The 13,913-nt window shown below is 35.9% G+C and carries 14 protein-coding genes; 12 read left to right on the plus strand and 2 right to left on the minus strand.

Going from position 1 to position 13,913, the window contains the following annotated elements:
• From flgL to CSV64_RS10220, 6 genes are all read left to right on the plus strand, one after another.
• Complete coding sequence (gene flgL, locus CSV64_RS10195) at positions 1–891, plus strand: flagellar hook-associated protein FlgL (protein WP_099634862.1); 891 nt, start codon at positions 1–3, stop codon at positions 889–891.
• Between the two features lie 65 nt (positions 892–956).
• Positions 957–1,508, plus strand: a complete 552-nt coding sequence (locus CSV64_RS10200; RefSeq protein WP_099634863.1) for a DUF6470 family protein — start codon at positions 957–959, stop codon at positions 1,506–1,508.
• A 54-nt stretch (positions 1,509–1,562) separates the two neighbouring features.
• Entirely contained in the window at positions 1,563–2,048 is a 486-nt protein-coding gene (fliW, locus tag CSV64_RS10205; RefSeq protein ID WP_099634864.1) for a flagellar assembly protein FliW, read from the plus strand.
• A 1-nt stretch (position 2,049) separates the two neighbouring features.
• Positions 2,050–2,271, plus strand: a complete 222-nt coding sequence (csrA, locus tag CSV64_RS10210; RefSeq protein WP_099634865.1) for a carbon storage regulator CsrA — start codon at positions 2,050–2,052, stop codon at positions 2,269–2,271.
• A gap of 215 nt (positions 2,272–2,486) precedes the next feature.
• Positions 2,487–3,596 (plus strand): flagellin N-terminal helical domain-containing protein, encoded by a 1,110-nt coding sequence (locus CSV64_RS10215; protein ID WP_099634866.1) that lies wholly within the window; start codon positions 2,487–2,489, stop codon positions 3,594–3,596.
• Positions 3,597–3,948: 352 nt separating this feature from the next.
• Entirely contained in the window at positions 3,949–4,050 is a 102-nt protein-coding gene (locus tag CSV64_RS10220) for a flagellin (protein WP_369823530.1), read from the plus strand.
• 422 nt (positions 4,051–4,472) lie between these two features.
• Here the strand turns inward: CSV64_RS10220 and CSV64_RS10225 are convergent, their stop codons facing one another.
• Positions 4,473–6,386, minus strand: coding sequence for a hypothetical protein (locus CSV64_RS10225; RefSeq protein WP_099634867.1), 1,914 nt, complete (start codon positions 6,384–6,386; stop codon positions 4,473–4,475).
• 116 nt (positions 6,387–6,502) lie between these two features.
• Between CSV64_RS10225 and CSV64_RS10230 the strand changes: the two genes are divergently transcribed.
• The 5 genes from CSV64_RS10230 to CSV64_RS10250 all read left to right on the plus strand — a co-directional run bounded on the left by CSV64_RS10230 (position 6,503) and on the right by CSV64_RS10250 (position 10,646).
• The gene (locus tag CSV64_RS10230; RefSeq protein ID WP_099634868.1) at positions 6,503–6,730 is read left to right on the plus strand and encodes a hypothetical protein; all 228 of its coding nucleotides are present in this window, start codon (positions 6,503–6,505) and stop codon (positions 6,728–6,730) included.
• Positions 6,731–7,007: 277 nt separating this feature from the next.
• Complete coding sequence (locus CSV64_RS10235; protein WP_099634869.1) at positions 7,008–7,397, plus strand: hypothetical protein; 390 nt, start codon at positions 7,008–7,010, stop codon at positions 7,395–7,397.
• A 9-nt stretch (positions 7,398–7,406) separates the two neighbouring features.
• Positions 7,407–7,757 (plus strand): hypothetical protein, encoded by a 351-nt coding sequence (locus CSV64_RS10240; protein WP_099634870.1) that lies wholly within the window; start codon positions 7,407–7,409, stop codon positions 7,755–7,757.
• 283 nt (positions 7,758–8,040) lie between these two features.
• Positions 8,041–8,979, plus strand: coding sequence for a dsDNA nuclease domain-containing protein (locus CSV64_RS10245; protein ID WP_099634871.1), 939 nt, complete (start codon positions 8,041–8,043; stop codon positions 8,977–8,979).
• 5 nt (positions 8,980–8,984) lie between these two features.
• On the plus strand, positions 8,985–10,646 hold the full coding sequence (locus tag CSV64_RS10250; protein WP_099634872.1) for a coiled-coil domain-containing protein: 1,662 nt from the start codon (positions 8,985–8,987) through the stop codon (positions 10,644–10,646).
• 328 nt (positions 10,647–10,974) lie between these two features.
• Here CSV64_RS10250 and CSV64_RS10255 read toward each other — a convergent pair whose 3' ends face one another.
• Positions 10,975–11,418: a hypothetical protein gene (locus tag CSV64_RS10255; RefSeq protein WP_099634873.1), complete on the minus strand. Its 444-nt coding sequence runs from the start codon at positions 11,416–11,418 to the stop codon at positions 10,975–10,977.
• Positions 11,419–13,014: 1,596 nt separating this feature from the next.
• On the opposite strand from CSV64_RS10255, the gene CSV64_RS10265 reads away from it, so the two are divergent.
• Positions 13,015–13,830 carry a choline/ethanolamine kinase family protein gene (locus CSV64_RS10265; RefSeq protein ID WP_099634875.1) on the plus strand — a complete coding sequence of 272 codons (816 nt, stop codon included), beginning with the start codon at positions 13,015–13,017 and terminating at the stop codon, positions 13,828–13,830.
• Positions 13,831–13,913: the final 83 nt, after the last annotated feature.

Consider the following 13,913-nt stretch of genomic DNA (forward strand, 5'->3'; position numbering starts at 1 on the left):
ATGCGTGTAACACAATCTATGTTATCTCAAAATATGCTGCGTAACTTGTCAAGCAGTTATAATAATATGGGGAAATTACAAGAACAACTCAATACAGGGAAAAAAGTTACCCGTCCATCCGATGATCCTGTCGTCGTCATGAAGGGTATGGGGTATGGTATGCAAGTCGACAAGGTGGAGCAATTTCAAAAGAATATGGGCGAGGTGAATAACTGGCTGGATAGTTCGGATGATGCGTTGGATGGGGTAGGACAAGTTTTACATCGTTTGAAAGAGCTGGCAACAAATGCTTCCAATACTGGCACGATGACAGAGACGGATAGAAAAGCAATTGAAACAGAAATTGGTCAGCTCCGTGAGCACTTACAAGACATGGCCAATACTAAAGTCGGCGACAAGCATATATTCAGCGGTAGTATGACGGATCAACCACTGTTTAATAAGGATAAGGGTACGTTTGAAGATGGAGATTCATTTTCTAAAAACGTAGAAATAGAAGTGTTTGACGGCATAAGCTTACGAGTCAGTACCGATGTAAGTAAAATGTTTAAAGATATTGATACTATGTTGGATAAAGTAAAAGATCTTACAGCTACAGGTTCCACTGCTACAGGAGAAAGTTTTGGAAAACTAATTAATGATATTGATAGTCATATGGATGTCGTTCTTTCAAAACGTGCAGACGTCGGCGCTCGTTCCAACCGAGCAGAACTTATGCATAATCGCTTAGAAATGCAAGAAGGCGCAGCGAAGAAACAACGCTCTCAAAACGAAGATGTTGATTATGAAAAAACGATTACGGATTTGATTACATCGGAATCGATCCATCGTGCAACATTGTCAGTTGGCGCTAGAATCATGCAACCTTCTTTAATGGATTTCCTACGCTAAAAGATGTGGCGGACACTGAGCAAGTGTCCGCTATTTTTATATAAGAAAGTAAGGGAGTGATAGAAGTGAACATTCCACAGCTTCAAATCCAAACGACGCCTGCAAAGATTGATCTGCAAGTGGCGAAACCAGTTCAAGAGATTCAACAACCAAAAGCTACTCTAAGTATTGAACAACCTGCTGCTGTTTTAGAAATGACGACAACCCGACCGCAACTATCACTCGACACAACAGAGAATCGGGCAGACATCGATATGAAAAGTGTATTTCGTCGGACGGCTGAAAATGCCCAATACGGCATGCAAAAAGCACAAGAAGGCGCAGCTCGTCGTGCACAAGAAGGTCAACAACTCATGAAGATTGAAAATGGTTCAACGATAGCGGATATTGTGAAGCAAAATACAGAGAAACCGATGGCCGAACTTCAAGTAAAATTTGTAGGGGATTGGACAAAAATCAAAACAGATATTACGTCTGGTTCACTGGACATTAACGTAACTCCACAGAAACCGAAAATCGATGCACAAATAAATAAACCAGTCCATAATTACACACCTGGAAAAGTATCTGTAGAAATGCAACAGTACGGATCGATACAGATTGATTGGAAAGTTTAATAATTAAAGCGAAGAGTAATAAACTAGCACAACGTTAAAAAGGAGAGAAATCTAGTGACACAACAACTAAAAGAAATCGCAACCAAGTTCCACGGTAAAATAGAAGTAGATTTATCGAAAGCATGGCACTTCCCGAAAGGACTTCCCGGATTCGAAGAGGAAGAAGAATTCGTCATTTTGCCAATCGGTGATAACCAGGAATTCCAAGTCATGCAGTCGACGAAAGAAGCAGGCGTGGCATTCGTCGTAGCGAATCCATACAAGTTCGTAGAAGGCTATGACATCAAAGTAGACGATCCAACAGTAGACTTACTAGAAGTGAAAAGTCCTGAAGAACTAATGGTGCTCGGTATCGTCTTCGTTAGAGAACCATTTGAAGATTCTACAATTAACTTGCAAGCTCCCCTTTTGATCCAAACGAAAAACAGAAAAGCAAAGCAAATGGTATTAAATGATAAGCGCTATCTTATCAAACATCCAATCGATGAAAAGAAGTTGGATGAAATGAAAGAAAAAACAACTAGCGGAAAGAGTGAATAAGATGTTAGTACTCTCACGCAAAGTGGGCGATACGATTAAAATTGCAGACAATATAGAAGTAAAGATCCTCGAAGTAAAAGGTGACACGGTACGGGTAGGGATTGAAGCACCTAAATCCGTGGAAATTGTACGAGGTGAACTTATTCAGTCTATTAAAGAAATCAATACTGAATCACTGACGCTAGATCTTGACTGGTATAAAAACTTAAAAGATAACAAGTGAATCGTGGTTACTTCATTAAAACAGGTAGTACAAGTCACTTAATCTCCACATTTCAAATAAATAGAAAAGTTTTTAATAAAACACTAAACACTCTAGTTACGCATCCGATATTAGTAGTGTAAGCGGCATAGAGCGTCCGGCCGGTGCTCAAAACCGTAAAACAAATAAGGGACACAAGGACGTGTACCCAACAAACACTCAAGGAGGAAATTATAATGATTATTAATCACAACATGGCAGCAATGAACACTCACCGTCAATTAGGTTCAAACAACGCAGCGGCAGCTAACAACATTGAGAAACTATCTTCAGGTCTAAAGATCAACAAAGCTGGAGACGATGCAGCAGGACTAGCAATCTCCGAAAAAATGAGAGGTCAGATCCGTGGTTTGGATATGGCAGCTAAGAACTCTCAAGATGGTATTTCTCTAATTCAAACTGCTGAAGGTTCTTTGAATGAAACTCATGATATTCTACAGCGTATGCGTGAGTTGGCAGTACAAGCGGGTAATGATACAAATACAAGCAATGATCGTCAAGAAGTTCAAAAAGAAATCAACTCATTGACTTCTGAGATAAATCGTATTGGTAATACAACAGAATTCAATACGCAAAAATTATTAAATGGATCAAAAACTGACGCAGCAGGTGGAGCGGAACCGGGATCTGCTGCTTCACTGAAAGTAGATTTAACAGGTATGGTTACTTCAGAGTCTGTTGTAGTTATGGGTGAAAGTATAGCCTTTGATACTGATATACCTACTACTCTAACAAAAGGAGCAGCGGCTTTAAATGACACTGATGCGTTCAGTGCTAAATACACTGCGACTGTTTCAGGCAATGAACTTATAATTACAGCTAAAAATGTCGGTGTTAATGCTGATTTAACTGCTGATAAAATTGATGCATCGGGAGTTACGGGTACACCAACAGCTTCAGTTACTGCTGGTGTCAATCAAGAACAAGCACTAAATTTCCAAATTGGTGCAAACCAAGATCAAAGTTTAACGTTAAACATTGGAGATATGCGCTCGGTAGCTTTGGGAATATCGACTACAGGTACTACTAATGAAAACTTGGCGGTAAATAATGGTACAAATAGTACGACTACTGAACAAGCACTAGATGTATCAACTCATGAAAATGCTGCAAATGCAGTAACTAAAATACAAGCAGCAATCGATAAAGTCTCTGGTGAACGTTCTAAGTTGGGTTCAACACAAAACCGCCTAGAACACACAATTAACAACCTCGGAACTTCTTCCGAAAACCTAACAGCAGCAGAATCACGCATCCGTGACGTGGATTATGTCATAGCTGCGTAAGCAGTAACAGACACAGTCGTCCTAACTGGTAACGGTTAGAGAGTATGACCGGGTGAATTGCTGGAAACCCCTGAAACTGTTCTTGCTACAACGTAACTGGAAACGGTCAGCGTGAATGCTTGAAAAAAGAGCAGATTGGGCAATCAGCAGCCAAGCTCCTGTGAGGAAACTCTGGAGAAGGTTCAACGACTAGGATAGACCATCTAAGGCTAAGCTATGGTGATGAAATCCGTAGGAAACACAAAGCTGAGTATCTTGTGAATCCGAAGTGCCCGGCCCCTACCGAAGTGTGGAGGGTGAAGATATAGTCTAGTCATTAGTGAAAGCTAATGTTCGCACGATGGCGAAAGAGATGATGGACTTTACGAAGAACAACATCTTAACTCAAGCAGCACAAGCAATGCTTTCTCAATCGAACCAGCTTCCGAACGGAGTATTACAACTCCTACGGTAAACGGTTCAGGGACGCCTATTCGGTAACGGATAGGACGCATAACTGGGTGAATTGCTGGAACCTCCTGAAGTCCACTTTCCGACAACGCAGCTGGAAACGGCAAACGTGAACGGTTGAAAAAAAGTGGAATTGGACAATCAGCAGCCAAGCTCCTGTGAGGAAACTCTGGAGAAGGTTCAACGACTAGGATATACCGTCTAAGGCAATCGCTATGACGATGAAATCCGTAGGGTGTCAATAGACATTCGAAGTGCCCAGCATCCTAGTTATTTAGGTACAAGGATGGAGATATAGTCTGAGCCTATTAGAGACAATAGGACTGCTCGCAAGCTAACCAACAGCCGCAGGGCGTACTACAACTATTACGTTAATGGTTAATTAGAACTATAAAAAGAGACTTCTTTCAAGAAGTCTCTTTTTTCTTACATATAATTTTGATCTCGTAAATCTTTAGTTTTATAAACTATCGACCAGTAACTACGTTTTAGCTGATTGGCAATCTGCTGAATAGTATAGCCTTGTTGCTTCATGCGTTTTAGCGTCTCTACTTCATTAGTCGTGTAAGGTCTCATTCTATCTCTAGAGCTAGTCATGACTTCATAATCAGGATATTCAGAAAGCCATCTCTGAGTTTCCATATAGAAACGATACGTCCAGTTGGTTTTATAGCTCATCGCTGGGCAAGTGATGGTAACTGGATGAATATCTTGAAGAAACAATAAGGTATCTGCTGTACGGAACGTTCGTAAATAATAACCATTTCCATCTGGTAGTTTCGTGAGGGTAAATTCAGCTTGTGTTAAATTTTTAATCTGTAGTGCAAGATTTTTCAATTCTTCGAAAGTGAAATTTTGTAGATAGAGAGCGATGTGAGGGGTAATATATATCTTTTTATTATTATCATTTATCCGTTTCGTTAGCAATAGTGAGCCATCGTCCATATAAATAGTGGCTATACTGTGTAAATCGTTCAAGTTAGAAAGTCTTGTTCTTGATAGTATCTTAACTCGTGATTTGTCTTTTACCTTAGCACTATAAAAATCAGCTTCCAGCTCGCTCCATAGATCATTAACTCGTGAACTAATCACATCTCCTTTAAGAGTAAAAGAGAGATAAGGCTCCAGTTTCATCACTTTCCATGCCCGGTAATCCTTCTGTTTAATAGAAAAATGTTCGCTGTACGTGCTTCTGATACCTTTGGATTTTGTAGACATGTGAGTCAGCATGCCATCTCCAATAATAGAACCGAGTATGATATTTTGCTGAGTAGTTGATAGATCATTCAATGTATTTAACGGTCGCGGTGAAAGGCTGTTATGCTGATGAAAGCACTCTTGCACAATCTCACCTAACGTTAAACCTGTCGATGCTTGGACGGAACACAGGACGTGTTGGTTTTTTTCAGTCAGGCTCACTTGATAGCGTGTCGATTCATTGTTCTCTTGCCTCGCGTAATTCAATCTTTGGAAGTTGTTTCTTGTTACTTGGATGGAAGAGGCATATTGCTGAATCATTTGATTGATTTCTTTAGTAGGTGCAGGAATAGATATTTGATTGGGAAGTCGTATCGTTGTCCGTTTTGCAACCGGCTTGTGAACTTCTACATTCCTGATTTTATAAGAAAATAGTGGATGGATCCATGGTGTAACTATACTTAGAAAATATTTGATTTGCAGTTGGTCATAGAGAATAAGTCTTCGTTGACCGTCTATCGCAAACAGGAAATTGAATTTGATATTTACTACATATTGAAGTAACCGAAGCTCGTCCTCGGTCCATTGCTCGGTGGAGAGAATCAGTTTCTCCAGCGTGCCGTTTTCTTTCACTTTCAAGTGACCGCATTCCTGGTACCACCACGCGAGTGTCTGAGCGGTCATATGCTGTTCAACAAACTCCAGAGGCATGCCCTTAAAGCCATTCTGATACCAATCGTAGTATAATGCTTCAGCAGTAGCACAAGGAGTAGATTCAATCACCACGCGCTCTGTAAAGCCGAATTCACTCCGGGTATCTGTGGTTTGTTCCTTCTTTATAAGAAAGTCTGGTACATAGGATTGTAACTGTTGATAGCAGGAATGAGCCCATTCACTGTGTTTTGTATGGAAAGTGAATCGGAAATATTTGTGGCTAGTTGTAGAAGATATAATACGTCCACTGCCAAGCAGCAATGCGCAGAGCAGACTGTTTAATTTTTCATTAGAAGAAGGCAGTGAATTTTTCTTTACGTTGCTGTTCTTACAATTGGCATTGTATTGTTCCTTTGCCGCTTTACCATCTTCCAGTAAAAAGCTGTAAGATCGTGAATTCGTAGAGTATATCAATTTTCCAATCGTCATAGTGAGCCCTCCTATAAGATAAGAATGTGTGTTCTTATTATATAATGGTTGAGAATAGATAGCTAATTATAATCTGAAAGTAGAACTGGTATGAAAGTGTAGAGGAGGTACAGCAAATGAAGGATAACTCAGAAGAAATCGAGTGGTTGAAAGAACAACTGGAGCAGGTTAAACAGCATGATCGGGTTTTGGAAGAGATAGAGAAGCGGTTGTATGAGATGAAAGAGATTGCGGAGTATGCTTCGAAGTATCGGCTTAGTGGGGAAGAGAAGCGGGAGTTCGAGAAGCAGATAGAAGAGCAGAAGATTGTGATAGAGTCTTTACAGGGTTATTCAGGTTTATAAGATATCATCTACGGGATCATAAATTATTATATAAATAAAATAAATCAGCCGACTATATGACTAGTTTAAAAAGTTGTTATTAGTACCCTGGCATTGAAATAATAGAATTAGTTTTGCTACCATTTTTTAAATCGGTGATAGTGAAACAAGAAATATAATCGATACTCTTTGAATCCTTTACTTTACATCAAATGTAGAACTTAATAAAAAGGAACTGCTGGACGAGTAGATACTCGAAAAAATGAAATAATACAAATGTGAAAAGAGGTATTTTAAAATGAATTATATGTTTACCGATCCTAATACTCATATAGATTTTGGTTTTGGATTTCATGCATCTAACTTTAACGACACAGCTGACTTTTTGTGGGATAATAACCCAAATAAAAATACGGCTGGTTTATTACCTAACCTTTATTTATATAGGCATTCTATTGAGCTTTATTTAAAATCACTAATTGTAATCATTCATAAAAAATTAAAGTTGGACTACAAAGAAGGGAATATTCCTTTTGACTCACGAGAACCCTATATTATGTACGAGGATTCTAAAGGGGAAATTAAATGGAATAAAATGACTAGAAGTCATTTTATCTCCACATTATATGGATATTTTGAAAAGTTAGTAATAGAGAATGAAGATGAATTGAGAAAAAAATCGTCGTAGCCACTTTCGGTGATTATTAATCCTGATAATAGAAAAATAGTGGATCATATTAAGAAGTATGATGATAGTAGTACTTATTTTCGATACTCTGATTTTGGTGAATCAAATCAAAAACGGAAGGAATCCGAAAAACATTATAACAAAAAAATTGAGGTTCAGAATCTACGGGATCATATAGACGTTGAAAAACCGTCGTCTATTTTTGTTATTGTAGACCCGGTTTCAGGAGAACCGATTGAAGCACATAAAGGGGCGAAAGAAATGCCGTTAAGTGAACTCGCAGGTGATATAAAGAAATTAGTAGAATATTTTTCTGGTATACACGTAATGTTTAGGATATGTCTTTGCAATGGTTATTGAGTAAAAAGTAATGGTGCAAAAAAAATATTATTCCAATTAAACTCACATTTTTTTAAAAAGGAAATTTTATCGTAAAGTTATTTAATATAAATATTAAGTAACTTTGTATCATACACCTTAGAAACGATTCAAAATAGTATCGGAGTTGAGTGATGCACGGGTGCGCTAAAATAAAGTAAGAATACCAAAATCAAATTTAAAACGTTATTTGGGACTTCATGTGTCAACCTATTTCGGAAACTGCTATTATGTAAATAAGAGTAATTTTACTAGGAGGGATGTAATGAGTGCAATTGATAATGGTGGTGCAATTGCAATTAAAGGATTTAACTATCAAAAGGCTTCTATTATTCATGTAATTATTCATCATTTTGAAAAAAAAAATTTCAAAGTTATACCTGAATCGAAAGAAGATTTTGAAATTCATTTAGATAACGAAATTTATTATGTCCAAGTAAAAGGAACTAAAAAGCTTTCCATAGGAAAATTAAAATCTAAAACTAGTGGAAAAGCTTCTATCGTTGAAAAGAATATGTTACCAGGAGAAGATTCGGATAAAAGAAAAATTTTTCTTTGGGACTTAGCTAATACAACTAAATCTGAATTGATTAAACGAAATGGAACACTCGTTTCAACGGTACTAGGATTTTCGGTCGAACAAAAGCAAGATTTTATTAGTTCGTTGAATTTAGATGAAAATCAAAAAAACAGACTAAATAACCAATTTATTTATATAACCCCTTTTTCTAATGATTTGGACAGTGCTTTAACGGTACTAAAAGGGGAAATGGTTACTGAAAATCTATTAGTTACTAATGAAAGAGCCAGAGTTGTTTTAGGAGAATTATCATTAGAAATAGATCAAAAAAGCGAAATCATCATCCAAACTGATAATGATATTGAGAGAAAAGTAATTCAGGGAGATTATTTAAGGAGAGTATTTGCTAATGTTCAACAAAAAGAGATGTTTGATGAAGTTTTAAACAATTTATCAATCAATACTATTATGAAAAGAAAGATTAGAAATATTAAGTTACATATACCGTTACTACACCAAAACCTGAAAGAAGAAATTAAACAACAGGTAGACATTAACTTAATTATGAATAGTACGGATGAAGAAGCTATTGGTTATCTAAGAGGCTTAATAGCAACTGAAGTAGACACAGAACTCTCCATTGCTTTAGCAATAGATTGTTTTTGTGAGTTGGGGGAGGTGTAGAATCAATGATAATAGAATCCTTTTCAATTATTGATTTTAAGGCTAAAGAGGCTCAGACTTTTGAGTTTGATAAAGGAGCTAATCTTATAGTAAGTAAAGGCAATACTAAAGGGAAGTCAAGTCTCTTAAAATCATTGTATTATACATTAGGATTTGATGTACGGCAATTTCCAAGCGGATGGATTATTGATGATATGTATTTCCAAATAAAGGTGATAATTGATGATTCATATTATACCATTACTAGACAAAAGGATGTTTTTAGAGTAAATGACGTAGCTGAGTCTATGAATGTGAAGGAATACTCGGAATGGATTAGTAATAAACTAAATATCCATATGAAATTAGCTAATGTGCATACAAAAAAATTACATAGCGCATACTCGTCTGCATTAATTTTACCATTTTATATTGATCAGGATGATTCATGGGATGGGGTCATGTACAGAAAAGTATCAGATACATTGGGACAATATTCTCGTATACCTAAAGATATATTTGAAGCTATATTTTCCTTATCTACTCAAGAAGTAACAAAGCTAAAAAATGATTTGACTAATGTAACTAAAAAGAAAAATACAACAGAGTCTACAATAACCAACTTTTTGAAAGTAGTGAATGAATATAAACAAGAGATATTAGAAATACCAAGCGTAGTGAAAATTGATAAAGATGCACTACAAAGCGATATCAATAGATACTTACGCATGTTAAACGATTTTAATACTCAAATGACTAAATATAAAATGAAGTTATTAAATAAGCAAGAAATGTTGGATGTACAAAAACAAAACTTATCTGAACTAGAAGAACTTTTAAAAATGAATAAAAAAAGATATCGTTCTATAGAGGCTGAATGTACATATTGTCATTCTACATTAACGACTGAAAAATCTTTAACAAGACTTGATCTATCTAATAATTATTTTGAAATCTCACTTTTAAAAGATACTATAGAAAGAGAAGTTGAAAAATTAACTAATGATATTAAAGAAATTAAAACTGAAAGGAATACTATAGATGCTGAAGTTGATAAAATTAACAACGAAATTCAAAAATCAAAAGAATTATTGACCATTGATGATTACGTTAAGGCATCTGCTAAAAATGAGGCAGTAAATGAAATGGAAAATTTGGTTGATAAACAGATTCTGTTAAAGTCTAGTTTAGAGAAACAAATTAAGGTTTTAAGAAAAGCGATTAAAGATTTAAATAAAGAAAAACAAGAGCTTAGAGATTCTATTGAAAATGAATATAATAATTTAGTTTCTAAAATCAAGGATGTTTTAACGGGTACTGACTTAAATGAACTACAATTTCTTGATTTTAAAAAAATAGTAGGTAGTGGGATGGATAAAAACAAAAAGTTTTTAGCGTATTATCTTATATATTTTAATTTGTTACGACAAAAAGGAACGTATGAATTTCCGTTTTGTATGGATTCTTTTATTAAAAATGAGATTTCAGGAGATAATGCAACTGAAATGTTTAATGCCATTGAAACATATTTTTTTGAAGAGAATAAGCAAACTTTCTTTTCTATTGTGTCTGAGAATCTTAAACATTTAAATGCTAAGGAAAGTTACAATAAAGTTGAAGTTGATGGTAAGCTTTTATTAAAAGAGAAATATGATGAGATTAGCAAAAGATTTGTATTTAAAAAATGAGAGAAAATAATTAGATTTGTCATAATAACTTTTATTAGTATTTCAAAAATCAGGATAATGTTAATGACAAAGGTGAATGCTGGTCTTTTCCTGTTAGTAGAAGGTATCTGTGTGAAAAACTAACATTAATATTATAATAAAAACTAAAGTTCAAACAATTATGAAGGTTCGGTGCGCAGGTACTAGGAAGTGAATGCAGGATGCATGTATATTAGATATAAACTAGGTATTTTACAGCGAAAAAGAAGTAGCAATAAAGCCACTTCGATTTCGCTTTATTTTACTTTATCGAGGAATTCACCAAAATGATCTTAAAGGCTGTCAAAATTTATACTAATGTCTGATTTTTCACGAGTTTCTTGTACATCTTCCTGTATTCTTCATTCTTAAAATTCAAAGATACATATATCTCATCATCTGATTCTTGAAAAAATCCAATGAGCATAAAATATGAGTGCTTAGCCTTTATGGATAGGTCATCTTTACCATCATATTTTAAGTGAAAAGGTACTTGGGGAATGGGAATTCTTTTATCTACCATTGCAAATTTTTGAGAAATTAAAACAGCCCATTTACCTTTGCCAATTACACTTTCACTTAAATCATCTACAAATCTAACCTTGTGGAAATTTTCATAAAGTAAGTCCAATATTTTAAACACATAAGCCTTATCTTCCTGATAATTCTTATTGACCATTTTGCCGACTGCAGCGTCATAAATAAAGTCATGCTCTTTCATTTTTAACAATAACTCTTTTGGTTCAATATTCATTTAAACCAAACACCTCCCAAATAATATCTATTCAGTTGGTCGCGAATTTATACCTAAAAGTACAGAGATTAATGGATGCTGATATCTTATTTTCTTATAAATTGTTTATGTTGAAATTCAATAACATTTTTTATAAAAATAATTATAATAGAGCTGATTCGGAAATCTTTAAAATACTGGTGGGTAGAATCTCAAGATTATTTTTTCATAATCAAATCACTCTTCGTGATATATCAGAAATCTCTGCTCAAATAAATGAGAATTAGTCTATCCAATATGAGACGAGGCACTGCCTAGAAGTTGAAGGTGGTCTGCCTAAAGACGACAGGTGTACCTGCCGACATTGGGCAAGTGCACCTGCCTAACCCCGCCAGGCAAATAACCAAAGAACTTAAGAATATTATATACGCATCTGTGTATCACACAACTTCGACACTATTCAGAGTCGTTTCCAATTTGTGTGATGCACAGGAGCGCAAAAATCAAAAACATATGCTTCTTCAATAGTCCAAAACCGTCTCCCAGTGTTAGTAAAATATAAATATAGCTATAAGAGTCAATATAATAATCACTGGTACTGATAAAACATAAATCCACAGCAAATTGGAAAAAGATTTTTTGCTACTGTACTTTTTATTCTTAGAATCCGTACTGGAATTAGCAATGGATATGGTCAAAATCAGTCCTACAACCAAAACAATAATAACGAGAATCATGGCTACGATAAGGCCCAAGTTGATGAAGTCCTCCTTTTAAAAAACAAATTCCTTTGTTGTATACGTTACAATGATATCACGTATAACATTTTCGAAGACCATCCAATTAGGGGTTATTTAAACCAACTACTTTTATGTAACAGTTGTTACATAAAAGTGGTTGCAGGTTATGAGATCGACAAGAATTATGTGTCAAAGTGTAGCCTACCTGTACATCAAACGATTCAGATACTATTCAAAATTATTTTGGAGTTATATAATACACAGGCAATCAAAAAAGCACTGCCCAATAGTCACAGGTGATCTGCCTAAAATCGACAAGTGTACCTGACGATATTGATCAAGTGCACTTGCCTAAACCTGCCAGGCCAATAACCAAAGAACTTAAAGAATCTTAATAAATAATAATAGTGTCGAGAAGAATCTCGACGTCGCACATTTCTTTATACAATACGTGAGTGAAAAAATTAGAAATTATATCGATTTCAAAAATAATGAGTACAGTGTGTATCCTTTTCAGAAAAAAGCTCTATATGACAAGTGAGAGAGGACATGCAAAGCGAATCCACACAAGGTGCGATGATACTCCAAGACTATGTGAATAGATTTTGCCGATCCAATTTTCAATAGGACTACCGTAAATCTAGTATTACTATTGATTTAAATGAATTCTTGAAAGATAATAATGTAATAGGCGTGTCTTATTCGTAAGTGGATATTTGATATATAGAGCGAACAGAAAAGATATATTCGGTTAAACTACCGATCTGAATTGGTGGATTTTCCGATTAATTTTCCGAATACTTAATAAGTATGTTAAAATCGCAAATCTACTTGGAGGACAGTGCATACCATAGTATGAAAAACAGAGGTGCAAAAAATGTATCTAATCGAAAATCTAAAATACATCAAAAGACTAGGCGGTCTAACCAACCTAAACTTCCTCGTCGAACACACAGGGCAAAAATACGTCTTACGTTTCCCGGCTCACGAGTTCGAAGACATCATCAACCGCCACCATGAAAAAGAAAACCAGCGTATTGCGGCTGAAATTGGGGTGACGGTTGGCAATGTGGTGTTTACCGAGGAAGGGATTAAAATGACTCCTTATTATGATACGACGGCTACTTTAACGCGGGATCTGATTGTGACGGAGGAGTATTTGGAGAAGATTGCAGGTGTGTTGGCAACGCTTCATTCGTCGAAGAGGGAGTTTCCGAATCGTTTTGATTATTGGGGCGAGGTGGAGAAGTATAAAGTTGCGTTGACTGAAATCCCTTCGCTCTATGTGTTATTGGAAGAGCGGCTGCGGAAGTTGATGGAAGGGGAGCGGCAGGCGTATGTGCCGTGTCATATGGATTCGGTGACGGCTAATTTTATTCAGAATGATGCGGGGCAGTTGCTGTTGATCGACTGGGAGTACAGTGCGAATTATTTGCCGGAATGGGATTTGGCGGCGTTTATTTTGGAACGTGAGTTAAATGAGCAGCAGGAGCAAGAGTTACTCGACTTTTACGGTTTGCCAGCTACTTCGAAACAGTCGCTTGATCTACAAAAGTTGAAGTCAGACTTCCTTTGGTCATTATGGTCGCTCGTTAAAGAAATAGAAGATCCTTCGTTTGAGCAATATACAGCGAAGCGGACGGAGCGCCTGATTGAAGGCTTAGAGCAGTATTATCGTGTGTACGGGAATTGAAAGTTTGATTCTCATAAAATGTATAGAGCAATACCTTATTCAGCCCAGATCTTCCATTCGATACAAGAATGGAAATCTGGGTT

Source organism: Sporosarcina sp. P32b (assembly GCF_002743335.1).
Lineage (GTDB): Bacteria > Bacillota > Bacilli > Bacillales_A > Planococcaceae > Sporosarcina.